Origin of the sequence: Flavobacterium luteum (genome assembly GCF_008806775.1) — a bacterium.
Taxonomy (GTDB): domain Bacteria; phylum Bacteroidota; class Bacteroidia; order Flavobacteriales; family Flavobacteriaceae; genus Flavobacterium; species Flavobacterium luteum.
This window is the reverse complement of the sequence record NZ_WAEM01000001.1, coordinates 684,109-708,954: the sequence shown is the minus strand read 5'-3', so window position 1 is coordinate 708,954 and position 24,846 is coordinate 684,109. Positions and strand designations below refer to the sequence as shown.

Annotated in this window: 25 protein-coding genes and 1 other RNA gene; 12 read left to right on the top strand and 14 right to left on the bottom strand. The window is 31.4% G+C overall.

Translation table 11 applies throughout. The annotated features are described in order from the left end of the window. Nucleotides 1–27 precede the first annotated feature (27 nt). From F6464_RS03165 to F6464_RS03130, 8 genes are all read right to left on the bottom strand, one after another. A complete protein-coding gene (locus F6464_RS03165) occupies nt 28–840 on the bottom strand; it encodes a hypothetical protein (RefSeq protein ID WP_151106288.1) in 813 nt (270 codons plus the stop codon). A gap of 173 nt (nt 841–1,013) precedes the next feature. Beyond that, nucleotides 1,014–1,934 carry a tetratricopeptide repeat protein gene (locus tag F6464_RS03160; RefSeq protein WP_151106287.1) on the bottom strand — a complete coding sequence of 307 codons (921 nt, stop codon included), beginning with the start codon at nt 1,932–1,934 and terminating at the stop codon, nt 1,014–1,016. A 419-nt stretch (nt 1,935–2,353) separates the two neighbouring features. Further along, entirely contained in the window at nt 2,354–3,397 is a 1,044-nt protein-coding gene (locus tag F6464_RS03155) for a tyrosine-type recombinase/integrase (RefSeq protein ID WP_151106286.1), read from the bottom strand. Nucleotides 3,398–3,726: 329 nt separating this feature from the next. After that, entirely contained in the window at nt 3,727–4,551 is an 825-nt protein-coding gene (locus F6464_RS03150; RefSeq protein WP_151106285.1) for a thymidylate synthase, read from the bottom strand. Between the two features lie 104 nt (nt 4,552–4,655). Beyond that, the gene (locus F6464_RS03145) at nt 4,656–5,285 is read right to left on the bottom strand and encodes a bifunctional nuclease family protein (protein ID WP_151106284.1); all 630 of its coding nucleotides are present in this window, start codon (nt 5,283–5,285) and stop codon (nt 4,656–4,658) included. A 119-nt stretch (nt 5,286–5,404) separates the two neighbouring features. Beyond that, entirely contained in the window at nt 5,405–6,373 is a 969-nt protein-coding gene (locus F6464_RS03140) for an electron transfer flavoprotein subunit alpha/FixB family protein (protein ID WP_151106283.1), read from the bottom strand. 89 nt (nt 6,374–6,462) lie between these two features. After that, nucleotides 6,463–7,209: an electron transfer flavoprotein subunit beta/FixA family protein gene (locus F6464_RS03135; protein ID WP_151106282.1), complete on the bottom strand. Its 747-nt coding sequence runs from the start codon at nt 7,207–7,209 to the stop codon at nt 6,463–6,465. 236 nt (nt 7,210–7,445) lie between these two features. After that, nucleotides 7,446–7,643, bottom strand: a complete 198-nt coding sequence (locus tag F6464_RS03130) for a hypothetical protein (protein ID WP_151106281.1) — start codon at nt 7,641–7,643, stop codon at nt 7,446–7,448. Nucleotides 7,644–7,797: 154 nt separating this feature from the next. On the opposite strand from F6464_RS03130, the gene pyrR reads away from it, so the two are divergent. From pyrR to F6464_RS03080, 10 genes are all read left to right on the top strand, one after another. Then, nucleotides 7,798–8,340, top strand: a complete 543-nt coding sequence (gene pyrR / locus F6464_RS03125; RefSeq protein ID WP_151106280.1) for a bifunctional pyr operon transcriptional regulator/uracil phosphoribosyltransferase PyrR — start codon at nt 7,798–7,800, stop codon at nt 8,338–8,340. 9 nt (nt 8,341–8,349) lie between these two features. After that, a complete protein-coding gene (locus F6464_RS03120) occupies nt 8,350–9,276 on the top strand; it encodes an aspartate carbamoyltransferase catalytic subunit (protein ID WP_151106279.1) in 927 nt (308 codons plus the stop codon). Between the two features lie 70 nt (nt 9,277–9,346). Beyond that, nucleotides 9,347–9,679, top strand: a complete 333-nt coding sequence (locus tag F6464_RS03115) for a ribonuclease Z (protein ID WP_151106278.1) — start codon at nt 9,347–9,349, stop codon at nt 9,677–9,679. Nucleotides 9,680–9,713: 34 nt separating this feature from the next. Beyond that, nucleotides 9,714–10,619: a ribonuclease Z gene (locus tag F6464_RS03110; RefSeq protein WP_151106277.1), complete on the top strand. Its 906-nt coding sequence runs from the start codon at nt 9,714–9,716 to the stop codon at nt 10,617–10,619. Nucleotides 10,620–10,785: 166 nt separating this feature from the next. Next, nucleotides 10,786–11,433 carry a pyridoxamine 5'-phosphate oxidase gene (gene pdxH / locus F6464_RS03105; RefSeq protein ID WP_151106276.1) on the top strand — a complete coding sequence of 216 codons (648 nt, stop codon included), beginning with the start codon at nt 10,786–10,788 and terminating at the stop codon, nt 11,431–11,433. Between the two features lie 299 nt (nt 11,434–11,732). After that, nucleotides 11,733–12,233, top strand: a complete 501-nt coding sequence (locus F6464_RS03100) for a CAP domain-containing protein (RefSeq protein ID WP_151106275.1) — start codon at nt 11,733–11,735, stop codon at nt 12,231–12,233. Between the two features lie 264 nt (nt 12,234–12,497). Beyond that, nucleotides 12,498–12,983 carry a SixA phosphatase family protein gene (locus tag F6464_RS03095; RefSeq protein ID WP_151106274.1) on the top strand — a complete coding sequence of 162 codons (486 nt, stop codon included), beginning with the start codon at nt 12,498–12,500 and terminating at the stop codon, nt 12,981–12,983. Between the two features lie 3 nt (nt 12,984–12,986). Further along, nucleotides 12,987–15,128, top strand: coding sequence for a polyphosphate kinase 1 (gene ppk1 / locus F6464_RS03090; protein WP_151106273.1), 2,142 nt, complete (start codon nt 12,987–12,989; stop codon nt 15,126–15,128). Between the two features lie 7 nt (nt 15,129–15,135). Further along, nucleotides 15,136–16,026, top strand: a complete 891-nt coding sequence (locus tag F6464_RS03085; RefSeq protein ID WP_151106272.1) for a Ppx/GppA phosphatase family protein — start codon at nt 15,136–15,138, stop codon at nt 16,024–16,026. 5 nt (nt 16,027–16,031) lie between these two features. Beyond that, the gene (locus F6464_RS03080) at nt 16,032–16,619 is read left to right on the top strand and encodes a TMEM175 family protein (protein ID WP_151106271.1); all 588 of its coding nucleotides are present in this window, start codon (nt 16,032–16,034) and stop codon (nt 16,617–16,619) included. On the opposite strand, the gene F6464_RS14615 is transcribed toward F6464_RS03080, so the two are convergent. Further along, nucleotides 16,616–17,197: a DNA polymerase III subunit gamma/tau gene (locus tag F6464_RS14615; RefSeq protein ID WP_225318021.1), complete on the bottom strand. Its 582-nt coding sequence runs from the start codon at nt 17,195–17,197 to the stop codon at nt 16,616–16,618. The two genes, F6464_RS03080 and F6464_RS14615, sit on opposite strands and share 4 nt — an antisense overlap. Before the next feature lie 35 nt (nt 17,198–17,232). After that, complete coding sequence (dnaX, locus tag F6464_RS03070) at nt 17,233–18,318, bottom strand: DNA polymerase III subunit gamma/tau (RefSeq protein WP_151106270.1); 1,086 nt, start codon at nt 18,316–18,318, stop codon at nt 17,233–17,235. A 223-nt stretch (nt 18,319–18,541) separates the two neighbouring features. On the opposite strand from dnaX, the gene rnpB reads away from it, so the two are divergent. Beyond that, an RNA gene (gene rnpB / locus F6464_RS03065) (RNase P RNA component class A) lies at nt 18,542–18,855 on the top strand. A gap of 32 nt (nt 18,856–18,887) precedes the next feature. Here the strand turns inward: rnpB and F6464_RS03060 are convergent. From F6464_RS03060 to F6464_RS03045, 4 genes are all read right to left on the bottom strand, one after another. Then, nucleotides 18,888–19,649 (bottom strand): phosphatase PAP2 family protein, encoded by a 762-nt coding sequence (locus F6464_RS03060; protein ID WP_225318020.1) that lies wholly within the window; start codon nt 19,647–19,649, stop codon nt 18,888–18,890. An 11-nt stretch (nt 19,650–19,660) separates the two neighbouring features. Further along, complete coding sequence (locus tag F6464_RS03055; RefSeq protein WP_151106269.1) at nt 19,661–20,728, bottom strand: phosphatase PAP2 family protein; 1,068 nt, start codon at nt 20,726–20,728, stop codon at nt 19,661–19,663. Between the two features lie 136 nt (nt 20,729–20,864). After that, nucleotides 20,865–21,419 carry an RsmD family RNA methyltransferase gene (locus F6464_RS03050; protein WP_151106268.1) on the bottom strand — a complete coding sequence of 185 codons (555 nt, stop codon included), beginning with the start codon at nt 21,417–21,419 and terminating at the stop codon, nt 20,865–20,867. Next, nucleotides 21,416–22,237 (bottom strand): DUF3822 family protein, encoded by an 822-nt coding sequence (locus F6464_RS03045; protein WP_151106267.1) that lies wholly within the window; start codon nt 22,235–22,237, stop codon nt 21,416–21,418. The genes F6464_RS03050 and F6464_RS03045 overlap by 4 nt, the downstream gene beginning before the upstream one ends. Nucleotides 22,238–22,443: 206 nt before the next feature. Here F6464_RS03045 and F6464_RS03040 point away from each other — a divergent pair, with 206 nt between their 5' ends. Further along, nucleotides 22,444–24,846, top strand: a complete 2,403-nt coding sequence (locus tag F6464_RS03040) for a DUF7619 domain-containing protein (protein ID WP_151106266.1) — start codon at nt 22,444–22,446, stop codon at nt 24,844–24,846.

Here is a 24,846-nt window from a genome sequence, read left to right as displayed (position 1 = left end):
CGCAATCTTGCCAAACGCCTGTTATGCCTAGTTTTTCTTCTTTTGTAGTTGTTTCGCAAACTTATTGTCTGTTTTCGTTGGACTATTTTCTAATGCTCTTATGATAACATCTTTTAAGTTTTCTACTTCGCTATACTTTTCTAAAATTGGTTTTAGGTTTTCCATTTTCTGCATAGAAATTGACGAAATTACCCAACCTTTAGAATTATTATCCCAAGAGTTTAAAAACTCAATTAGTTTTGCTTGTAATTTTTCGTCTTTTTCAAAGTTTGCTAAACATTGGATAGCTAAAATTTGTTGGTTTTTATTGTCTGAGTCTATAAATTTCCAACAAGTTTTTTTGACAGCATTTGTATCATATTTAATATACATATTTATCAAAATATCAACAGGCAATCCTTTTGGGAATGATGAGAATAAAACAAATAAATCATCAGATGCTTTTCCGCAATTATTTGCCATTAATGCAGTTGTGCTCCAAGTTTTTAAAAGTGAACTTTCATTTGAGTTAATTCTGTTGATTAGTTCGTTGTTAAAAGTACTGTCATTTGCAACTCCAATCAATCTGTATGCTAAAACACGTTTTTCAGTAGTTTCAGAATTAAATAGTTTTTCGATGTTTTTAAAATATGAAGAGCATTTATTCAAATTTTTCAAACTGTCTTTTGCTTGATATTCAAAAAGCAAATTGTTAATTCTGTAAAAATCTTCTTCTACAAACTTTTCATTATTAGAAGCTTCAATAATTTCTTTGTCTAATAAATTTGGAATTTGGCATTCTTGTCCATACGAGATATTAATTATAAAAATTAATAAAATTGAAAGTGAAAATTTATTCATTAATTGTCTGTTTTTCTCGTTTCGGTTAAAATTAGGCATAACGTTCCGCCGCTTGGCGAGGTTGCGAACTTCGTAACCGATTATTTTCTGTTAAAGATAAAATTTCTTGCGAAGCGTAAACGTGAATTTACCACAAAATTCGCAATCTTGCCAAACGGCTGTTGTATGCTGGATTAATATTTACAATGTTCGTCAATTCTTTCTTTTGCGTATTTCGCTCCGTTTTCAAGTGCTTTATTCCAATTTTCGCAAGCTTTATTTTTGTCTTTCAAATTTAGGTAAGTGTTACCTAAATTAAAATATGCTTGTTGCTTTTCTTCTGGTTCTAATTTATCAAGTTTCAAAACAGTTTCATAATCAGAAATAGCACCTTGATAATCTCCGTTTTCATCTTTGAGTCCGCCACGATTTATTAAAGCACTTATGAATTTAGGAGCAATTTCTATTGCTTTGTCATAGTCTTTAAGTGCAGATTTCCACGTGTAAAGTTCATTCTTTACAATTGCTCTTGAATAGTACGCGTTTGGGTCAGTTGGGTCAATTTGGATTGTCAAACTCCAATTAAAAATTGCTGCGCTTAAATCTCCTTTGTTATAACAATCTAAACCTTTGTCAAAATAATAGTTATTTTTTGTATTGTCTATTATTGGGAATTTTTGGTCTTTTGGGTCAAAAAGTCCGCCATAAGCATCAAGTTTAGAGTCAAATTCGTATCCTCTTTTATACATATCTAAACCCCAATAAAGTAAGTTGTTCGCTGTCATTGGAATTTCATTCGTTTCTCCATTTATTTCCCAAAGTTTACCATACTTTTTAATTTCTTGAACTGAATATGGATAATGAGTAGTTATGAATTTAGCTAATTTTTGCAGGTTTTCTTTTTTATTTGAAATAAAAGTAAAATCCATCTTTGTCAAGCAGTTATCTTTTAATCCACTTTTGGACATATTATTAAAAACGTCTTCCGCAGAAACCATTTCTTTACCAAAGTTTTTTGTAAATTCTTCCCAACTAAAATATCTTTCGTTAGTCTTTTTTGGACCGCAATTAAAAAATGAAAACATAGTTAAAATTATTATTGTTATTTTTTTCATTCAATTTTCTGTTTTGGAAATCTAGCATACAACGTTCCGCTGACAGACGACAGTCGCGGCTTTAGAACTGAGTTTTTTCTATTTTAGAAAAAACGAAAATAGGAAAATAAAATCACAAATCACCGAAAACCAGCGATTGCGTTTGTCAGCTGTTGTGGGCTGGTTGAAAAGCGAAGTAGTTTCTATTTTCCGAGGAAGTTCTTCTGGGGAAAATTCTTCTATTTTTTCAATTACCTTTTTAATTATTTATTCCAATTTGCAGGTCACGCTGGGCGTTAGAAATTCCGGAGGAAATTTCTAACCAACTAGCCTACAACTCGTTTATATGCGAAACAAACCTTCGTATATACACCCAAATTTAGGTAGATAGGCGAAGGTTTGTTTCGCTTTTCCTTAAAACCAAATATATTAAATTTTCTTTACAAATCATCAAAAGGGCTTTTTATTTGTTGCAAACTTTTGGTGCTTACGTGGGTGTAAATTTCGGTGGTTTTACTGCTGTTGTGCCCTAATAATTCCTGAATGTAACGTAAATCAGTGCCGCTTTCTAATAAATGGGTAGCATAACTGTGTCTAAGCCAGTGCAAAGTAGCTGGTTTTGTAATTCCCGTTTTTTGTAGTGCTTGTTTTAAGATGAGCTGCAAACTTCGAGCATCATACGGTAACCCTGCAGTTTGTCCTTCAAATAAATAGGTTTTGGGCTTACACACTTTATAATAATCTCGAAGCATTTCTAATATTTTTGGGCTTAATGGCACAATTCTATCTTTTTTCCCTTTGGCATTTTTCAGTAAAACGATGTTTCTAACCGAATCAATATGTACCGGTTGAAGCGCCAATAATTCGCCACAGCGCAAACCACAACTATAAATCATCGATAACATGACTTTGTGTTTAATATTTACGTGAGCTTCTAAAATTGCCTTTACTTCTTGCTTGCTCAAAACATTTGGCAATACTTTAGCGCGTTTGGGCCGGTGAATCTTCTCTATTGCTATTTTGGTATCCTGTGTAGTTTTAAAAAATAATTTAAGAGCATTCACAATCTGGTTCTGATAGGAAGCCGAAAAATTATTCTTCAGTATAAAGTCATTATTGTAAATTATAATATCTTCATTCGTTACAGCACTAATCGACTTCTCTCTATAAAAAATCAAAAATGATTTCAAAGCTTCGCTATAAGTAGTTATAGTACTTTCGCTGTACCGTTTTGAGCGCATCCATTGTTTAAAACGTGTCATTTGAGCAATTCCCTCACTGTTGGGTATAGAGTCAACCAATCGTTTGAGTTGAAAACGAATGCGGTTTTCATCCGTATCAGGCAAATGCCAAGCTCGCATTTGCATACTCCATCTCGAACCTTCAATAGCTTTTATTCGGCTAATTAATTCATCATCTTTTTCAAAAAAAACCGCAATACGGCTTTCTCCTTTGTGTTTCACGGTTTTAGCATTCCATTTCATGTGGCGTATAATTTAAAGTACCAAGTTAGAAAAAAAAAGGTTACATTTTATAATTATATTTTCACAAAAAAAACACTTTTAACCTCCAACCTCCAACTTCCAGCTTCTAGCTTCCAACTTCATACCTTAAGCATAGCAAAGGCATAGCAAAGGCATAGATAGTGTATATAGAGTGTATGTAAAATGTTTTTAAAAAGAAGATGCGCACAATAATTAAAAACACCTAAATAAGACATAAAAATGCTCCGCATTCCCGCGAGAAATATAGCATTTAGGTTCCAATTGCAAGAATACCCCAAAAAAACAATGAATAAAGCCTATAAAAACAATTATACGGCAACTGCTCCTTTAATATGTGGGTAAGGCTCGTAACCTTCTAAAGTAAAATCTTCAAAAGTAAAATCGAAAATGTTTTTAATGTCAGGATTCAAAATCATTTTAGGTAGCGGTTTAGGTTCGCGTGACAATTGCAGTTCCAATTGTTCAAAATGATTGTTATAAATATGTGCATCTCCAAAAGTGTGAATAAATTCTCCCGCTTCTAAATGGCAAACTTGTGCAATCATCATAGTGAGTAGGGCATAAGAAGCAATGTTAAAAGGCACACCAAGAAAAATATCGGCACTGCGCTGGTACAACTGACAAGAAAGTTTACCCTCTGCAACATAAAACTGAAAAAAAGCATGACAAGGTGGTAAAGCTACTTTGCCATTAGCCACATTTTCAGCAAATGACTTCGTTGTATCGGGTAGAACCGAAGGATTCCAAGCCGAAATAAGCATCCTTCTACTATTGGGATTCTCCTTTAATGTAGCGATCAATTCCGTAATTTGGTCAATTTCCTCACTATTCCAATTGCGCCATTGGTGCCCGTAAACAGGTCCTAATTCGCCATTTTCATCCGCCCAGTCATCCCAAATCTTTACTCCGTTTTCTTTTAAATAAGCAATATTAGTTTCGCCTTTCAGGAACCAAAGCAATTCATAAACAATAGATTTTAAATGCAATTTTTTTGTAGTAACCATAGGAAAACCCTCGCTCAAATCAAAGCGCATTTGATATCCAAAAACGCTTTTTGTTCCCGTTCCTGTTCTATCTCCTTTTTGGGTTCCGTTATCTAAAACATGTTGTACTAAATCGTGGTATTGTTTCATGGTATGGCGAGGAACGAAGCAGTCTCTTCGTCTTTAGAGAATAAGTTTATAATAAGTTGTTTTACAAAATAATTAAATAAAGAGCATAATAACAAAACATAGAACTAAGCTTCCCTTTTCGAAATTTCATCTCTAATCTTAGCTGCTTTTTCATAGTCTTCGTCTTGAACGGCTCCTTCTAAAAGTTCCATTAATTCCGATAGACTATGCTTTACATAAACATCACCGGCTTGATTGCTTTCCTCATTACCAAATGTTTCTGGAGAAGAAAGTATCCCATCAGCATTTTGATCATCCTTAATTGTGACATCCAAAGGATTAGATTTTAAATAAATACCCGCTTTTTCAAGAATGTTTTTATACGTAAAAATAGGTGCATTAAAGCGTAATGCCAAGGCTATAGCATCAGAAGTTCTAGCATCTATGATTTCTTCAATTTTATCCCTTTCACAAATAATACTCGAATAAAAAACACCATCAACAAGTTTATGAATAATGACTTGCTTGACAACAATATCAAAACGATCAGCAAAATTCTTAAATAAATCGTGAGTTAAAGGTCTTGGTGGCTTGATTTCTTTTTCTAAAGCGATTGCAATAGACTGTGCTTCAAAAGCGCCTATAACGATTGGTAATTTTCTTTCTCCATCTACTTCATTCAAAATCAATGCATAAGCACCGTTTTGAGTCTGACTGTATGAAATTCCTTTAATAGTTAATTTTACTAAGCTCATATTTGCAAAAGTACAATGTAATAGATAAATGTACAAAATATTTTCTAAATTAAATAGAAATAAGAAAGGCTTTCTAAATTTTGTGATTCAGAAAGCCTTTACCGTTAGTTTTTATTTGTTTATGAATTTTGAGATTTAAAAGCTCTAAATTTTTCAATTAATTTCGGAACAATCTCAAAAGCATCACCAACTACACCATAATCGGCTACTTTAAAGAAAGGAGCTTCAGGGTCAGTATTAATAACCACTTTCACTTTCGAAGCGTTAATTCCTGCTATATGCTGAATGGCTCCTGAAATGCCTATAGCAATATATAAATTAGTAGAAACTGGTTTTCCTGTTTGTCCTACGTGTTCTCCGTGAGGTCTCCAACCTAAATCAGATACAGGTTTAGAACAAGCAGTGGCAGCACCAAGAACAGAAGCCAAATCTTCAATCATTCCCCAATTTTCAGGACCTTTTAGTCCACGACCTGCCGAAACTACAATATCGGCATCGGCAATAGTTACTTTTCCTGATGCTTTTTCTAAAGATTCTATTTTTATTCCAAAATCAGCGTCGCTAATAACTGGACTAAAAACCTCCTCAGTTGCAGTACTTGCGTTTTCAAAAATACCATAAGAGTTTTTAGACAAACTCAATACTTTTACAGCTGTTGAAATTTCGGTAGTGTTGAAAGCTTTATTTGAAAAGGCAGTTCTTTTTACCTGAAACGGAGAGAGGCTAACCGGAAGCCCAACTACGTTTGATGCAAATCCTGCATCAAGTGTTACCGCTACTAATGGAGCAAGATATAAACTATCAGTAGTCGAGGATAATAAAACAAGCTTTGCACTTTCTTTCTCAACAGCTTGTTTAATAACATCAGCATAAGCCTTTGCAGTAAAACCAGCTAATTTAGCATCGGTCACTTTTAGTATTTTATCAACACCGTATTTTGATAATTCAGAAACATCTTCAATATTAATGGTAACAGCTGTAACTGTTGTTCCTAATGAAGCAGCTACTTTTTTTGCATAAGAGGCCAATTCAAGAGCTACTTTCTTAAATTTTCCTTCTGCTGATTCTGCATATAGTATAATAGACATAATTATTTTAGATTGTAGCTTTTAGCGTGCAGATTTCAGAATCTGAAAACTAAAAACTGGATTGAACATTTGTATTTATTAATTTAAAATTAAATAACTTTAGCTTCGTTGTGCAACAAATTGATTAACTCGTCAAGATTATCAGCGCTAATTAATTTCACTGCCGATTTTGGGGCTGGTTTTTCAAACTTTACAGCTTTAGTTTCAGACGGCGCATCAATAGGTTCCAGAATCGTCAAAGTTTTAGTTCTTGCAGTCATGATTCCTCTCATATTCGGAATTCGCAAATCTTTTTCTTCTACTAATCCCTTTTGTCCACCTATAATTAATGGAAATGTAGTAGATACAGTTTCTTTTCCGCCATCAATCTCTCTTGCCGCTTTAATCGAAGTTCTCTCTACAGTAATGGCAACACAAGAGTTCAAGAAATTATACCCTAGAATACCGGCGATCATTCCGGGAACCATACCACCATTATAATCTAAGGATTCTTTTCCTGCAATAATTAAATCATATCCGCCTGCTTTAATAACTTCGGCTAATTGTTTGGCTACAAAAAAGCCATCTGTAGGATTTGCATGTATTCTAATGGCTTCATTGGCACCAATAGCTAAAGCTTTTCTTAAAGTAGGTTCAGTTTCAGGTCCTCCAACATTTACTACGGTAACAGTCGCGCCTTGTTGTTCTTGAAACCATATTGCTCTTGTAAGACCAAATTCGTCATTGGGATTAATTACAAATTGTACACCATTTGTGTCAAATTGGGAGTCATCATTGATAAAATTAATTTTTGAAGTAGTGTCTGGTACATGACTAATGCAAACTAATATTTTCATGTTTATGATTATTTAAGTAAAAAAGTTGTACAAAATTAGTATAATAATTTTAATAATATGCTATGCATGCATAATATTAAATTAATTTATTTATTGCCTTTTTAGAATGTAAAATGATAGCAATTTCTTCTAAGATATAGGAGCAATTTCTTAATAATTAAATCTAAAAAAGTAAATAAAATGTTAATTAAGAGTATAAGTTAAAAGACAAATTAGATTTGATTAAGTTAGAATCTTTAGTCATCCATAAAGGAACCCGAATCGTTTTTCCTAATCATTTTTAAAATCAAAAGAAATGCTGCAACCGCATTAAAAGTCATTCCTATAATCAAAAAAAGACTGTTAAAGGAATAATCAAGAACTTTAAGAATAACTCCCAAAGCCACAAAAGTCGCTCCTATTATAAATAAAATTAAAATTTTAGTGTTTTTCATAGCTTTATCATTGTTTTGCAAAAGTAGTTAAATCATCTAAAAATAGTCAGTAATTGAAACTTTGTTTATTTTAAATTTTTTGGTTTTACAGAAAAAAAGCATCATATACTAAATGCTAATTAGTATATTTGCAATCCAAATACTTCACTTCGTTATGAGTCAAAGAGTATTGCTTACATCAAAAGAAATCAATATAATATTGCATCGTTTGGCCTGTCAGTTAATTGAAAAACATCATGATTTTTCAAATACTATTCTCATCGGAATTCAACCCAGAGGCACCTTTTTAGCCAATCGTCTTAAAAAAATTTTAGAACAAGAATACAACATCAAGGAAATCACATTAGGCTATTTAGACACGACCTTCTTTAGAGATGATTTTCGAAAATCGAGTAAACCACTTGAAGCTAGCGAGACCAAAATAAATTTTATTGTCGAAAACAAAAAGGTTGTTTTTATAGATGATGTACTGTATACTGGTAGAAGTATTCGTGCAGCACTAACGGCTATACAGTCTTTTGGAAGGCCATCTGCAATTGAACTTTTAACCTTAATTGATCGCCGTTTTAGTCGTGATTTGCCCATTCAGCCCGATTACAGAGGACGGCAAGTAGATGCCATCAATAACGAAAAAGTAAAAGTGTGTTGGATAGAAAATTGTGGCGAGGATATGGTTTTACTGATAAATAATAATTAATTTAATAAAATGAGTGAACTTAGTGTAAATCATTTATTAGGAATAAAATACATCAACAATGCCGATGTTAATCTTATTTTTGAAACAGCAGATCATTTTAAAGAAGTAATTAATCGTTCTATAAAGAAAGTGCCCTCACTAAGAGACATTACGATAGCGAATATTTTTTTTGAAAACAGTACACGAACAAAACTATCATTCGAGTTGGCTCAAAAACGTTTGTCTGCAGATGTTATTAGTTTTTCAGCCGCTCAATCATCGGTAAAAAAAGGAGAAACACTTATTGATACTGTAAATAATATTTTATCTATGAAAGTAGATATGGTCGTTATGCGACACTCAAATCCTGGCGCTGCTTATTTTCTTTCTAAAAATGTAAAAGCAAGTATTATTAATGCGGGCGATGGTGCTCACGAACATCCCACCCAAGGATTATTAGATAGCTATACAATACGTGAAAAATTAGGTGAAGTTGCTGGAAAGAAAGTTGTAATAGTAGGCGATATTCTACACTCTAGAGTAGCACTTTCTAATATATATGCACTTCAAATGCAAGGAGCAGAAGTTAAAGTGTGTGGCCCAAATACGCTAATTCCAAAGCACATTGAATCACTTGGTGTTAAAGTGGAATCGAATTTGCGTAAAGCATTAGAATGGTGTGATGTAGCAAATATGTTGCGAGTGCAAAACGAACGTATGGATGTTAATTATTTTCCTTCAACAAGGGAATATGCTAAACAATATGGAGTGGATAAATCGTTATTAGATTCGCTCAATAAAGAAATTGTAATTATGCATCCTGGACCAATAAATAGAGGGGTAGAAATAACCAGTGATGTTGCCGATTCGCAACAATCGGTAATTCTAAATCAGGTTGAAAATGGAGTGGCTATTCGAATGGCTGTAATCTATTTATTAGCATCAAAAATTCAGTAGTAAAATTAGATATTAAAGTTTGATAGCCCAATTAATCTTTGTAAATTAGCAATATAATATTGTAGTTTCCATGAAAGTAGATCAAAAAGGACATTCGGTTACAATAAAAGATACTCAAGGTGATTTGGTTTCTTTTTTGATGAAAGTAACTCATGAATATAAGTCTTTTGAAAAATACAATATAATTATAGACATCAGTTTGCATAAAAAACTAACTGTAAAACAAATTAAAAGCTTTTCATCACTTTCAAAAACTCATAAAAAAAGTAAAAAATCATTTATAATTGTTGCCCAAGATATCGATTTTAATACCATACCAGAATCATTAACTGTTGTTCCTACGCTTCTAGAAGCTCATGACGTTATTGATATGGATGAAATAGAACGAGATTTAGGATTTTAGATAATTTATCGAATGATTATCCATTTCAATTAAAATGAAGCTAACCATACTTGGCTGTTATGCAGCAACACCTCGAACTATTACCAATCCAACTTCACAGGTATTAGATATTAAAAACAGATTGTTTCTTATAGATTGTGGAGAAGGCACTCAAGTGCAATTGCGAAAAAATAAAATAAAGTTTTCTAAAATCAATCATATTTTTATTTCTCATTTACATGGGGATCATTTTTATGGATTAGTAGGTTTGATTTCGACTTTTATGTTGCTTAACAGAATCAATGATTTACACATCTATGGACCAAAAGGAATTAAAGAAGTAATAACTTTGCAATTGCGTTTATCTAATTCCTGGACCAATTACAATTTATTTTTTCATGTACTTGAATCTAAAACCAGCGAAATAGTTTATGAAGATGAAAAAGTAATTGTAACAACCATTCCTCTCAAACATCGTATTTATACAAATGGCTTTCTTTTTCGCGAAAAAATAGGAGATAGACCATTAAATGTAGAAGCTGTTCAAAGCTATAAAATTGATAAATGTTATTACCAAAACATCAAAAAAGGGAAAGACATTACTTTAGAGAATGGTCAGTTAATAGAAAACAGTAAGCTAACTTTCGATCCGATTCCTACAAAATCCTATGCTTTTTGTTCGGATACTATTTATGATGAATCAATAATTCCAATAATTAAAGAGGTTGATGTTTTGTATCACGAATCAACTTTTTTGCAACAAGAAGAAGTTTTAGCCGAAAAGACAATGCATTCAACTGCAAAACAGGCTGCTACAATTGCATTAAAAGCAAATGTTAAGAACTTAGTTCTGGGCCATTATTCTACTCGATATGAAAGCATTGCACTTTTTAAAGAAGAAGCTATGTCTATTTTTTCTGAAGTACTGCTTGCAGATGATACTACTTGCTTTGAATTTTAAAATCCAATATTTTGCATTATCATCTCTTCTAGATACTTTTCAAAATTGTAAATTTTGAAAAGTATCTAGAAGAATACTACAAAAATAGTATAGAATTGTTGTTACAAATAATTGTACTCAACTGACTAAAACTGTAATTTTGTAATTCAATATCAAAACTATAAAAATGGATCAAGATTTAGGAGATTACAGAAAATCATATGAGAAGAGCGAACTAATAGAAAGCAATATTCCTGAGGATCCTATAAATTTATTTAACAAATGGTTTTATGAAGTTCAGGATTTTGGAGGAGTAGATGAAGTAAATGCCATGACAGTTTCAACAATTGGATTAGACGGGTTTCCTAGAGCTCGCGTGGTATTATTGAAAAAATTTAATGAAGATGGTTTTATTTTCTATACCAATTACAATTCGGAAAAAGGAAAATCAATACTTACAAACCCAAATATTTGTCTTTCTTTTTTTTGGAGTTCTTTAGAACGTCAGGTAATTATAAAAGGAATTGCCGAGAAGACTTCTACAGATTTATCGGATAATTATTTTGCATCAAGACCAGACGGAAGTAAGTTAGGAGCAATAGTATCTCCACAAAGTGAAGTTATTCCTAATAGAGTTTTTCTTGAAAATAAGCTAAAGGATTTAGAAATTCAGTTTCAAGGAAAAGATATACTTAGGCCTGAGAATTGGGGAGGATTTATAGTTCGTCCTTTAGAAGTAGAGTTTTGGCAAGGAAGACCTAATCGTTTGCATGATCGAATTATATATACTTATCAAGAAGACTATACTTGGTCAATAAAACGATTGGCTCCATAGATTGTATTTAATGTTTATTTTTAATAGCAGTTAGTTCTATTTTCTTAGGGCTAACTTTTTTATTTTCTTTTTAATAATTGTAAGAAAAATATTTATTAAAATATCTAATTTATGTATTTCATCGATTTTATTTTGCACTTAAACGTTAATTAGTGTAATATTGACTCAAGAAATAAAACAACAACGTTCATACTATTATTACACGGAAAGAATTTTGCCCCACAATCTACTTAAAGTTTAATAATTGCCATTAAAGAAGTTTGCCCCACAATCTACTTTAAACTTAAAACCTACTTATTATGAAAAGAATTTTACTTAGAGCAATGTTGCCGTTGGCATTTGTGTTCACTTTGATTTCCTGTTCTCCTGACTCAGCAGAAGAAACTATAGCTCCACAAGCTGAATTAATTCAAAACTACAACTACCAACCTAATGAAGTTGAATTAGCTGATTTAATTAATGAGTACAGAGTAAGTAAAGGTTTAAGTGTGCTTAAAATAGTAAATCATATTTCTTATAAATCTGAAGAACATAACGAATACATGATTGAAAAAAATGTAGTAAATCATGATTTGTTTGAAGAGCGTTCACAAAACATCATACAAGTTTTAGGTGCTGTAAAAGTAAATGAAAATATTGCATACAATTTTTCAACTCCAAATTCGGCTTTGAACGCTTGGTTGAAAAGTGCTGGACACAAAGCAAACATAGAAGGTAATTTTACTCACTTTGGAGTATCAATTACTGTAAATCCTACAAATGGCAATAAATATTACACAAATATCTTTATTAAAAAATAAATTGAGTTTAGTTTAATTATGTTTTGTTTTTGACAAAAAAAACCACTCTTCCCGAGTGGTTTTTTTATTATTATTTTATAATCTAAGCTTTAATAAATCTATATATTTAAAAATATTTTTTCACTAATATATTTAATTTAAAAAGATGGTTTCTATAATGTATTTATATTATAGCATTCAAAGTATTAAACGGTTTTTATTTTGTAAATTGTAACCATTAATTTCGTAAATAAATTCAGTTAACAAAACTAAATTCTTTTTTATATGAAAAATCTAATACTAATACGACATGCTAAATCAAGTTGGGATTCTCCAATAAAAGATATTGACAGGCCTTTAGATATTAGAGGAATTAAGGATGCTCATTTAGTTGCAATAAATTGCAAACTTTTTTTGCCTAAGACTTATTTAATAATTAGTAGCATAGCAAAACGAGCCTCTGAAACTGCAATTGTCTTTGCTCAAAACATATTGTATCCTATCGAGAATATTTTATTTAAAGAGGAATTATATACTTTTGACGAAACTAAATTGGAGAGAATTATAAAATCCCTTAATAATAGTTATGATAATGTTATTCTTTTTGGGCACAATGAGGCTATTACAAATTTTGTTAATAAATTTGGAGATGTTTTTATAGAAAACGTCACAACATCAGGGTTTGTTTTTTTGCAATTTAACTCAGAAGCTTGGCAATCTATAGAAAAAGGTAAGACCATGAAAATAATATTTCCAAAAGATTTAAAGTAAAAAATGATTAATAACAATAATAAATACATTGATAGAGAGAAAAGTTGGCTTGCATTTAATGCTAGAGTTTTACAAGAAGCGGGAGACGAATCAGTCCCTTTATTAGATAGACTTCGATTTTTAGGAATTTTTTCCAATAATTTAGATGAATTTTTTAGAGTTCGTTTTGCCGCAATTAGAAGACTAAGTTTATCGGGTGATACTGGAGAAAAGGTATTAGGAGGAATTAGTGCCAAACAATTACTAAAAGATATTACTGCTATTGTTATAAAGCAACAATCAGAAAGCCTTAAAATATTAAGTGCTATTGATAAAAAACTTCAGGATGAAAATATCTTTATGATTAATGAGGATGAAATTTCAGAAGATCAAGAGGCTTTTATTAAAGATTTTTTTATTCAAAAAGTAAGCCCAGCACTAGTTACAATTATCTTAAATGATTTAGATGAATTTCCAATACTAAAGGATACTGTAGGTTATCTTGCTGTTAAATTAGTAATGAATGCTCCAAAATCTTCAAAATCTTTTTTGAATATTGGTAATAAAAAAACGGAAATTAGATATGCTGTTATCGAGATTCCTAAAACTATAAATCGATTTTTGGTTTTACCATCTAAAGACGATAAAACATATATCATTCTTTTAGACGATGTAATTCGTCATAATTTAAGTAATATCTTTAATATTTTTGATTATAAAAGCGTTTCTGCTCATATGATAAAAATCACTCGAGACGCCCAATTAGAGATCGATAGTGATTTGAGTAAAAGTATGCTCGAAAAAATAGCAACTAGTGTAAAAGATCGACGAATAGGTGAGCCAGTTCGATTTATTTATGATCAAAAAATTGGAAAAGACACTCTTAGTTTTTTTCTTTCAAAAATGCATATAGATTCAACAGATAGTGTAATTCCTGGCGGAAGATACCACAACAGAAGAGATTATATGGATTTTCCGAATTTAGGACGATTTGATTTGTTATACAAAACCAATGAACCATTACCCGTTTGTGATTTAGGATTAGAAGGCAGTATTTTAGAAAAAATTAGTCAAAAAGATTATTTAATAAATGCTCCATATCAATCGTTCTCCTATCTAATTAAATTTTTAAGAGAAGCAGCTTTAGATCCAAAAGTAACAACTATTAAAATTACCCTATACCGTTTAGCAAAAAATTCTCAAATCATTAGCTCACTCATAAACGCAGCTAAAAACGGAAAAAAAGTTACCGTACAAATTGAGTTGCAAGCCCGATTTGATGAAGCCAGTAATATATATTATGCCGAACAAATGCAAACGGAAGGCATCAATCTTATTTTTGGAATAAAAGGACTAAAGGTTCATAGTAAAATTTGTGTAATCGAACGCATAGAATTTGGAAAACTAAAACGGTACGGACTTGTTTCTACAGGAAATTTCAATGAATCAACTGCTAAGGTATATACTGATGTCACCCTTTTTACCTGTCATCAGCAAATTTTAAAAGATATTGATAAAATTTTCGATTTCTTTGACGTTAATTTTAGAATGCATCGGTACAAGCATTTGATAGTTTCTCCTCATTATACAAGAGGTCGGTTTTACAAACTCATTGATCGTGAAATTAATAATTTTAAGGTAGGTAATGAGGCTTATATAAAACTAAAAATGAATAGTCTATCGGATATAGCAATGATTGATAAGCTTTATGAAGCCAGTAGAGTTGGAGTTAAAATTCAATTACAAATAAGAGGAATTTGTTCCTTAATACCAGGTGTAAAAGGGATGAGCGAAAACATTGAAGCTATTAGTATTGTTGATAATTATTTGGAGCATTCTAGAGTTTATATTTTTGCAAATAATGGCAATCCTGACGTATTTATTTCATCAGCCGATTTTATGACTAGAAATCTTGATGGTCGCGTAGAGGTGACTTGTCCTATATATGATGAAAGTATTAAAAAAGAGTTAATAGACACTTTTGATATTGGTTGGAAAGGAAATGTAAAAGCACGTTATCATTCTGAAAAATTAGATAATAAATATAGAGTTCGTGGTCAGAATCCTATATTTAGAGCACAACTAGAAACCTACAATTATTATAAAAACAGAACACAAAATTTATCAGATGCTATTAAATTAGCTGAGTTAAAAAATAATCAATAATCCCTAAATGATTACAATAAAAAAATACGCTGCTATAGATATAGGCTCAAACGCCATGCGATTATTAGTAGCTAATATAGTTGAAGAAAAAGGAAAAGAAACTCGTTTTAGCAAAAGTGCACTCGTAAGACTTCCTATCCGATTAGGACAAGATGCGTTTACAATTGGTGATATATCAGAAGACAATATTGATAGAATGGTAGATGCTATGTCAGCCTATAAACTATTAATGAAAGTGCATAAAGTAGAACGATACGTGGCTTTAGCTACTTCGGCCATGCGTGAAGCTACTAATGGAAATGAAGTTATAGCTATAATTAAGGAAAAAGCTGGAATAGACATTCAAATTATTGATGGTAAAACAGAAGCCGCTATTATAGCTTCAACCGATTTACACTATCTCTTAAAAACAGAAAAAACGTATCTCTATGTTGATGTAGGCGGAGGAAGTACCGAATTTTCATTATTTTCTGATAGTCAGATGATAGCATCCAAATCTTTTAAAATTGGAACCGTTCGGCTTTTAAATCAAATGGTAAATGATTTAGTTTGGCAAGAAATAGAAAAATGGATTAAAACCTATACCAATGAATTTGAAAATGTAACTTTAATTGGCTCTGGCGGAAATATTAATAAATTATTTAAAATGTCTGGAAAACAGCAAGACAAACCGCTTTCCTATTCCTATGTTAGCAAACGCTATTTATTTTTAAATTCCCTAACCTATGAACAACGCGTTTATGAATTAGGCTTAAATACTGATAGAGCTGATGTAATTGTTCTCGCTACAAAAATTTATCTCAACGCCATGAAATGGAGTGGGGCTAAACAAATGTTTGTGCCAAAAATAGGATTATCAGATGGAATTATCAAAGCGATGTACGCTGGTAAAATATAGATAATATGAATAAAAATAGACTTGAAGCTTTTAGTGATGGCGTACTAGCTATTATATTGACAATCATGGTTCTTGAAATTAAAGTTCCAAATGATTCTGATTTAAATGCTCTTCAAAAAGTGTTGCCTATTTTGATTAGTTATTTATTAAGTTTTATCTATATTGGAATTTATTGGAGCAACCATCATCATTTATTTCACAGTGTAAATAAAGTTAACGGAACGGTACTTTGGGCTAATTTACATTTATTATTTTGGCTATCACTAGTTCCTACAACTACTCGTTGGGTAGGCGAAAATCATTTTGCATCTATGCCAATGGCACTATATGGATTTGTATTATTAATGGCAGGATTTGCTTATTGGATTTTGCAAAAGGTTATTATAAAAATACAAGGTAAAAATTCAATACTTAAAAAAGCAATTGGAAAAGATTTTAAAGGATATGCCTCTCTAATTTTATATGTTTTAGGAATTTTTGTGTCTTTTTATAATCTACGGATGGCTGGAGCTATATACATTATAGTTGCCTTAATGTGGTTACTACCCGACAAGAGAATAGAACGTCTATTTGAAGATAAAGATGTTGATTAAATATCTAAATCAAAAGTCTTTCTTAATAATTCTAAGTTCGGATTAATTTCCTTGAGTCGGTTGTATTTATCTTGAGCGGTAAAAGCAAATTTATTTTCGACACTTTCATTCACAATTACTGTTATACTGATATCATGATTGTGTAAATGGCCTTTCAGGTGGCCTAATAATCCGTTTATTTCTGACTCAAATTCAATTTTTGAACCTTCATTTGGTAATTCAAGTGTTATTGCTGTTCCGTTTAAAACGGGATCATTTATTAACAATAGCGATTCCATGATTCGAAACCCTTTATCGCCTAATTTTTGAGCATATTTATTCCAATGCAACAACATATCGGTTTCTGAAAACGGTTCAGTAGGCAAATGAATGGTTTCTTTAGTTAACGATTTGGTATTTTCTAATAATTCTCTTTTGGCACGAATACTGGCTAATGATAAAGCAGAAACTTTTGTCTCCGACGAAGGTGTAACAGTATTTGAAGCAATAGCAGTATTTGGTTCAGCAACTACATCAATAGTATTTTGTATACTTGCAATTATGGGAATATCGAGTATTTCTGGCGATTCTACAGCCATTTCTAAAACTCGACCATAGAAATGTTTAGCAGGAATTATATATCCGTCAACTTTTTTTTTTCTCCATCAAAAGTGATAGAGGCCAGTTGCATCAAACAAAGTTCTACCAACAATCGTTGGTTTTGAGAAACTTTGTATTTTAAATCACAATCATTAGTAATTTCAATTCCTTTAAGCAGAAAATCTTGCGATGCTTTTTGCGATTGTAATCCGTATAATTTTTGAGCTTGTTCACCAACTTCTAATAAAGATAAGGTAGAAGGCGTTTTGCTGACCAATAAATCTCTAAAATGCGAGGCTAATCCTGATACGAAATGATGTCCGTCAAAACCTTTAGAAAGGATCTCATTATAAGCCATTAGTAAATCTGGAATTTTATTTTCTAGAATTAAGTCGGTTACATTGATATAGGTTTCGTAATCTAAAACATTCAAGTTTTCGGTTACGGCTTGTCGAGTAAGATTGGTACCACAATAGGAAACCACTCTATCAAAAATAGACAAAGCGTCACGCATAGCGCCATCTGCTTTCTGAGCAATAATGTGCAAGGCATCGTCTTCATAAGAAATTCCTTGATTTTGAGCCACATCAGCAAGATGTTCTTTAGCGTCTTTTACGGTGATTCTTTTAAAATCAAATATCTGACAACGCGAAAGTATCGTTGGAATAATTTTGTGTTTTTCGGTCGTAGCCAAAATAAATATGGCGTGTTTTGGTGGTTCTTCTAATGTTTTCAGAAAGGCGTTAAAAGCTGCCGAAGACAACATGTGCACCTCATCAATTATATAAACCTTGAATTGACCTGTTTGTGGTGGAATTCGAACTTGATCAATTAAATTCCTAATGTCATCTACCGAATTGTTAGAAGCGGCATCTAATTCAAAAACATTAAAAGCAAAATCTTCGTTGGGGTCATCATAACCAGGTTGGTTAATTTTTCTGGCGAGGATTCTGGCACAAGTTGTTTTTCCAACGCCACGAGGTCCTGTAAATAATAGGGCAGAAGCCAAGTGATTGGTTTCTATGGCATTCAACAATGTATTGGTAATAGCTTGCTGCCCCACAACATCTTTAAATGTTTGCGGACGATACTTGCGCGCCGATACTACAAATTGTTCCATAGAATTGTATTGGATAGCAAATATAGTTTTTAATTTAAAGATTGAAAAATTTAATATTGAAAGATGAAAATATTTATTTGTTATGAAAAGTTGTAGCCCCGATAGCAGTGAAAATCCTTTTTAACTCGTCAGTTCGAGTTCGCTTGAAAAGCGAGTATCGAGAACAAGAGTTAAAAAGATTGCAACGTATAGCGGGAATAGCTCCTAAAACCCCTACTTTTGCATCGCAGACCGCCTTATCGTCGCCAATTTATTGGGGAAGGAAAGTCCGGACACCACAGAGAAGCATAGCGGGTAACTCCCGTCAGTTCAAGAAATTGGATTAGGACAAGTGCAACAGAAAGCAGGTACAGGTAATGCTGTAGTGAAACCAGGTAAACTCTATGCGGTGAAATTTCAAGTATATCGACATTTAAGGGCTTCTCGCTCGTTGTCGAAGGGTAGAAAGATGGAGTGCGTGAGTAATTGCGTGCCTAGATAAATGATAAGGCTACATTCATTTGTAGACAGAATCCGGCTTATAGGTCTGCTTTTTTAATTAATTTACTCTTATAACTAAAATAATAATTTTAGAAAGTTAAAACAAAAGCACCGCCAATTTGATTTCCATCATATGTAGGAGTTAAAAAAGCAGTTGTGTTACCTGATAATGATGGCAAAATATGTTTGTTTAAAAATGGAGAAAGCCAACAGGCAGCTTTTGTAGAAAGGATTCCGAAACCTGCTCCTGCTAATACATCTGTTAACCAGTGTTTGTTGTTATACATTCTGAAAATTCCTGTTGTTGTTGCAACCAGATATCCAGAAACGCCATACCAAATAGACTTATCTTTAAACTCTTGATATAAAAATTCTGCTCCGGCAAAAGCAGTTGCAGTATGACCAGAAGGAAAAGATTTATCGTTACTATTATCGGGTCGTCTAACTTTAGTATTGTTCTTTAAAATTTTTACGCTTGTAAGAACCAATAAAAAAGAAGTCCCTAAAATTACGGTTCTATCTTTAAAGTTGTGTTTTCCACTTATACCAAGAGTATTTAAGGCATAAACAGAAACTGCAGGAGTATATTGTAGAAAATCATCGATACTTGCTTTTTCGTCAATATTTTCAATGAATTCGTTCCTGTTGTCAATATTTAAATTTTTTATTTTATTGCTATTTAATCCAAAGAGACCAAATCCTATAAGCGAACTAGGAATTAATATTTGTTTGTAATTAAATCTTAGAGGATTACTTTTATAGTTAGTTATTGTATCTAATGTATTTGAATTCTGTGCATTTGTTGCAATAGTAAAACAAAATAAAACAAAGTAAAAATTGATGTTTTTCAAATTAAAAAATTTTAAAAAGTTATGCTTGCTCCAAAAAGTCTGGTGTTTAAAAAATTACTAGTAGTATAATTTACGTTATAAAAATTTTCTTTAGAGTTATATCCTATTGAATTCTTGGCTATTTTAGTTATTCTACGATTAGCTATTTGTTTACCCATGATATAACCTATAAATAGTCCTAAAGGATAATCCGAAGTCCAATGTACCTTGTTACTGACCATATTAAAAGCTATAAGTCCTGTCAAAGAGTACCCAAAAGGTTTTATCCATCTTATTTCAGGATAGTTAGTAGAGATAATTGTTATTGTAGCCATAAACGTAGCAATATGTCCAGATGGCATTGCATCGTAGTTTGGTGTATTACTTTGAAAGGCTTTAAAACTAGGAAAAGGATTCCATGCTCCTCCGTCATTACCGTCAACTAATGCTCTTACAGGACTTTGCCTTCCTGTTATTCTCTTGATTGTTTGTGTGGCAACCCCAACTGAAAATATACATTCTACTAATTCGTGAGAGGTATTTAATGCTCTTAAATCATTATTATTTAGTTTTCCTATTCCATAAAAAACACCACTTAATAATAAAGTTGTTCCTCCATTTCCTATATAATAAACTGCTGATGGAATATTTTTAGGAATAATATTAAATACTCTAAAGGCTTTGTCGAATTGACTGTCTTTATCCCATCCACCCATTTTATTACCTAATTTCCCAGCTTTATCTAATACTTGTTGATCAAAAGGTATTATAGCTACAGTACTTCCTATTGCTAAAGCACCCCATTTTATATTTTCTTTTTGAATTGTAAATTCTCCAAAATTGTAAATGTTACTAGGAACATTTTTTAAAATGTTCCAAAATTTAGGTTTTGAATATTGATAAATATAATTATTGTCGCAGTTAAAATAATTTTGAATTTTGGTTTTTGCTAATGTATCGTATTGAACATTTGCAAAAGTTGATTCTGAGATATTATAATATATAGAATCAGTAAAAGTCTGCTGAGCATTAATATTTTGTTGAAAAAAAAGGAAGCTATATGTAGATATAAGTCTTTTGTAGTTAAGAATTTTATTCATACAACCTGATTTCTTTATCAAATGTAAAAAAAAATGTTGATGAGAATAATTTTTTTAATCAAATTTTTCATAGATAAATAAATCAAACTTATTCGAGGATTTTTTATTACAAATAAATTTTTTAATGTTTAAAATTCTAATTTCCTATAATACTATTCATTTCAAAAAAACTAAAAATAGAACCGCCGTAACTTTTCTTAAACGAAAAATGAATGAGATGATCTAACTTGGTGTATTTAGAATGTTCAATAATCATCATGCCATCTTGTTGTAATAAATTTTGTTCAAAAATAGATAACACTATTTTATCGAATGTTTTTTGATCTAATGCATACGGAGGATCTGCAAAAATAATAGTGTAGGAAGCTTTGCATTTTTCGATAAACTTAAAAATATCACTTTTTATGGCGGCAATATTAAAATCGAATGCCGTTGCGGTTTCTTTAATAAATTTTACACAACCAAAATCGGCATCTACACTAGTAATGTTGCTACTGCCTCGTGAGGCAAATTCGTAACTGATGTTTCCCGTTCCAGAAAATAAATCTAAAACTTTTAATCCTTCAAAATTGAAATGATTGTTCAAAACATTAAACAACGCTTCTTTGCTCATATCAGTAGTTGGGCGAACAGGAAGGTTTTTTGGCGGTGAAATACGTCTTCCTTTGTATTTCCCAGATATGATTCTCATGATTGAAAAAGGGTAAAATGTTTTAAATTGTCGGCTTTAGAAAAGGAATTTTTTTTCTGTAAATCGCTTACATCAAACAAGGATACGTTTCGAATGTATTTATAGGCTATTTTATAAAAAGTATCATTTTCAGCAATTGTACCAAGAAATTCTAACGGAAAACTCTCTGGATTCATATTCAATTGTTCGGCGGTAAAAAGCAAGTAATAAATTAAATCTTCAGGTGTTTTATAATCAAATGAATTGAAAAGCAAAAGATGCTGATTCTGAACGATAATAATTTCAAAATGACCAGTTCCCATGTGAACAAACATTTTCTTAGCATCGACATTTTTAGAAATTTCTAAAAGTTTAGAAACCAAAATAGTATTGCTATGCTTGTAGGTAAAAAAACCAAATTCATCTACAAAAAAATTATTGATGTTGACATAAGGAATGTAAACCGTATTCATTTGATAAGTTGCAATTTCATCAAAAGCAAAAAAATCGGTTTCAAAAACTTTGGTGTTGTATTGCAAATAACTGCCTAAAAATTGATCGTCAAAAAGAGCGGTTGGCACAAATGTAGAAAGGTTGTTGTCGTGCAAAACGGTAATTTCATCATAGATTTCACCTAGCTCTGAATTTTCAGTTCTAGCATTCGCAAATAAATTTTCAATTGTAGCCTTTTTATCCGTAGTATCAAAAACAATATCTTTAAAAGATAAAACAGTATTATTCAACGTATCAAAACAACAAAAAGAAAATCCAGTCAAGGAAACCTGAATAGAAAGTTTTCTGTATTTTTTTTCGGTAATGTTGGCGTTATTTACTAGCATAAGGGTATTTGCTCATTCATGGAATCTATAAAAAATAGCGAACGCAACAAACTTACAAATTTTTTAAATGACTATAATTTTTAAATAGCAAAATTCAACGGCAATTTCAAAATTCAATGATAACAGTAAATTATTAAGTTCATATTTATTAAGAAAGGCAGGATTAAATATTTCGTTTTTATACATTTACGCTTTAAATTATTTTTATGAAAAAAATTTACTCTTTATTATTGGGGTTATTGTTTTTTAGTAAGGTAAAGGCACAGATTGTGACTATTCCTGATGCGAATTTTAAGGCGAAGTTGTTGGAGGCTAGCCCTGAAAGTTATATTGCACAAGATTTTTTAGGAAATCTAATTAAAATTGATACCAATAATGATGGAGAGATTCAGGTTAGTGAAGCTAAAAGTGTAATGGATTTATCAGTTGTTGATTCAAATATTAGTTCATTAGAGGGAATATCAAGTTTTAGTAATTTGGAACGCTTGCAATGTCAGTCTAATAAAATCACTTTTCTAGATGTTTCAGGATTAGTAAATCTTACCTATTTAGATTGTAGATTAAATCAACTCACTTCATTAAATGTTTTAAGTTGTGTAAAACTTGATGCCTTATTTTGTTTAAATAATCAACTTACTTCAGTAGATGTTTCAGGTTTAGTAAATCTCAGTGAATTAGATTGTTCTAATAATAAACTCACATCGTTAGATGTTACGGGTTTAATAAATTTAAATGATTTTAAGTGTAGTTTCAATCAGTTAACATCACTCGATGTCTCAGATAATATAAATTTGGGAAACATTATTTTTAATAACAACCTGCTTTCATCTTTAGATTTTTCAACAAATAGTCATTTTCAGGTTTTAAATTGGGTTGAATTTGGTTCAAATTTTAATGTAAGTCACAATCAATTAACTTCTGTCATTTTCCCAAAGTCTATTAATAGAAATGACTTTAAATTAGACATATCGTATAATTTATTAGAAACTATTGAATTTCCAGCTTGTTATAGTCAATTTTATGGTAGTCTTAAGATGGAAAATAATCCAAATCTAACTTTTGTATTATCAAAAAAAATGATACTAGAGGAATTTGTAGGTTCTTTCTATCAACAATTATTGATTGATTTTCCAAATTTAAAATATATATGTGCTGCTGATACTGATATTAGTATTATTGAAGATATAATGCTAGAGATGGGTATTACTAATTGTCAAGTAAATTCGTATTGTTCTTTTGTGCCTGGTGGAGAATATTATACTATTAATGGAAATGTAAAACTTGATAATAACATTAACGGGTGTGATGTTTCAGATAGTAATTTCCCTAACTTAAATTTTTCAATTACTGACGGTACAATAACTGGAAGTTCAATTGCCAATACAATAGGAAGTTATTCTATTCCCGTTCAAGCAGGAACTCACACCATTACTCCAGTGCTAGAAAACCCATCGTATTATAGTGTTTCTCCTGAATTTGTAACTGTTACTTTCTCACCAGAATCAACTTCTTTTACCCAAGATTTTTGTATTGCACCAAAAAACGGTGTTCATCCAGATTTAGAGGTTACTATTTTACCAATTTTAAGAGCAAGACCAGGATTTGACGCTTCTTATAGAATTATTTATAAAAACAAAGGCAATCAAACACAATCAGGTTCCGTAAAACTTACTTTCGATGATGCTGTTTTAGATTTGGTTGCTGCTAATCCTGTTTTTACTAGCCAAAGTATTGATAATTTATCTTGGGATTATATCGATTTAAAACCTTTTGAAACCAGAGTAATAGAAGTCACTTTAAATGTCAACTCTCCTATGGAAATTCCAGCAGTAAACATAGACGATCGTTTGAGTTTCACTGCTTTAATTAATCCAGTTACTGGCGATGAACAACCTGTTGATAATTCATTCGCATTGCGACAATTAGTTGTGGGTTCGTATGACCCCAATGACAAAACGTGTTTAGAAGGAACTACAATACCACCAAGTGCAGTAGGTAAATATGTGCATTACATCATTCGTTTTGAAAACAAAGGAACTGCCGAGGCAGAGAATGTTGTGATAAAAGACCTAATCGATACCGATAAATTTGATATTAGTTCGTTAATAGTTACGGAAGGAAGTCATCCTTTTGTAACCAAAATTTCAGACACGAACAAAGTAGAGTTCATCTTCGAAAAAATCAATTTGCCTTTTGAAGATGCTACAAATGACGGTTATGTGGCTTTTAAAATAAAAACAAAACCGAGTTTAGTTCTTGGAGATTCATTTAGTAATACGGCTAGCATTTATTTTGATTATAATTTCCCTATTATTACCAATACGGCTACAACTTCTGTGCTTCAAAGTTTAGGCACGCAAGATTTTGAGTTTTCGAGTTATTTTAAGGTGTATCCAAATCCTGCAAAACAACTATTGAATATTGATGTTAAGAAAAACATTGCGGTTTCTTCAATTAGTATTTTCAATACATTAGGACAGCAAATATTGGTAATTCCGAATGCTCAAATGACAAAACAAGTTGATGTTTCAAGCTTGAAAACTGGAAATTATTTTATAAAAGTGACTTCTAATAAAGGAAGCGCAAGTGAGAAGTTTATAAAAAACTAA

Excerpts from the sequence above, each read along its gene's own strand:
- F6464_RS03165 (WP_151106288.1), bottom strand. The coding sequence starts at position 840 with ATGAATAAATTTTCACTTTCAATTTTATTAATTTTTATAATTAATATC.
- F6464_RS03160 (WP_151106287.1), bottom strand. The coding sequence starts at position 1,934 with ATGAAAAAAATAACAATAATAATTTTAACTATGTTTTCATTTTTTAAT.
- F6464_RS03155 (WP_151106286.1), bottom strand. The coding sequence starts at position 3,397 with ATGAAATGGAATGCTAAAACCGTGAAACACAAAGGAGAAAGCCGTATT.
- F6464_RS03150 (WP_151106285.1), bottom strand. The coding sequence starts at position 4,551 with ATGAAACAATACCACGATTTAGTACAACATGTTTTAGATAACGGAACC.
- F6464_RS03145 (WP_151106284.1), bottom strand. The coding sequence starts at position 5,285 with ATGAGCTTAGTAAAATTAACTATTAAAGGAATTTCATACAGTCAGACT.
- F6464_RS03140 (WP_151106283.1), bottom strand. The coding sequence starts at position 6,373 with ATGTCTATTATACTATATGCAGAATCAGCAGAAGGAAAATTTAAGAAA.
- F6464_RS03135 (WP_151106282.1), bottom strand. The coding sequence starts at position 7,209 with ATGAAAATATTAGTTTGCATTAGTCATGTACCAGACACTACTTCAAAA.
- F6464_RS03130 (WP_151106281.1), bottom strand. The coding sequence starts at position 7,643 with ATGAAAAACACTAAAATTTTAATTTTATTTATAATAGGAGCGACTTTT.
- pyrR (WP_151106280.1), top strand. The coding sequence starts at position 7,798 with ATGAGTCAAAGAGTATTGCTTACATCAAAAGAAATCAATATAATATTG.
- F6464_RS03120 (WP_151106279.1), top strand. The coding sequence starts at position 8,350 with ATGAGTGAACTTAGTGTAAATCATTTATTAGGAATAAAATACATCAAC.
- F6464_RS03115 (WP_151106278.1), top strand. The coding sequence starts at position 9,347 with ATGAAAGTAGATCAAAAAGGACATTCGGTTACAATAAAAGATACTCAA.
- F6464_RS03110 (WP_151106277.1), top strand. The coding sequence starts at position 9,714 with ATGAAGCTAACCATACTTGGCTGTTATGCAGCAACACCTCGAACTATT.
- pdxH (WP_151106276.1), top strand. The coding sequence starts at position 10,786 with ATGGATCAAGATTTAGGAGATTACAGAAAATCATATGAGAAGAGCGAA.
- F6464_RS03100 (WP_151106275.1), top strand. The coding sequence starts at position 11,733 with ATGAAAAGAATTTTACTTAGAGCAATGTTGCCGTTGGCATTTGTGTTC.
- F6464_RS03095 (WP_151106274.1), top strand. The coding sequence starts at position 12,498 with ATGAAAAATCTAATACTAATACGACATGCTAAATCAAGTTGGGATTCT.
- ppk1 (WP_151106273.1), top strand. The coding sequence starts at position 12,987 with ATGATTAATAACAATAATAAATACATTGATAGAGAGAAAAGTTGGCTT.
- F6464_RS03085 (WP_151106272.1), top strand. The coding sequence starts at position 15,136 with ATGATTACAATAAAAAAATACGCTGCTATAGATATAGGCTCAAACGCC.
- F6464_RS03080 (WP_151106271.1), top strand. The coding sequence starts at position 16,032 with ATGAATAAAAATAGACTTGAAGCTTTTAGTGATGGCGTACTAGCTATT.
- F6464_RS14615 (WP_225318021.1), bottom strand. The coding sequence starts at position 17,197 with ATGGCTGTAGAATCGCCAGAAATACTCGATATTCCCATAATTGCAAGT.
- dnaX (WP_151106270.1), bottom strand. The coding sequence starts at position 18,318 with ATGGAACAATTTGTAGTATCGGCGCGCAAGTATCGTCCGCAAACATTT.
- F6464_RS03055 (WP_151106269.1), bottom strand. The coding sequence starts at position 20,728 with ATGAATAAAATTCTTAACTACAAAAGACTTATATCTACATATAGCTTC.
- F6464_RS03050 (WP_151106268.1), bottom strand. The coding sequence starts at position 21,419 with ATGAGAATCATATCTGGGAAATACAAAGGAAGACGTATTTCACCGCCA.
- F6464_RS03045 (WP_151106267.1), bottom strand. The coding sequence starts at position 22,237 with ATGCTAGTAAATAACGCCAACATTACCGAAAAAAAATACAGAAAACTT.
- F6464_RS03040 (WP_151106266.1), top strand. The coding sequence starts at position 22,444 with ATGAAAAAAATTTACTCTTTATTATTGGGGTTATTGTTTTTTAGTAAG.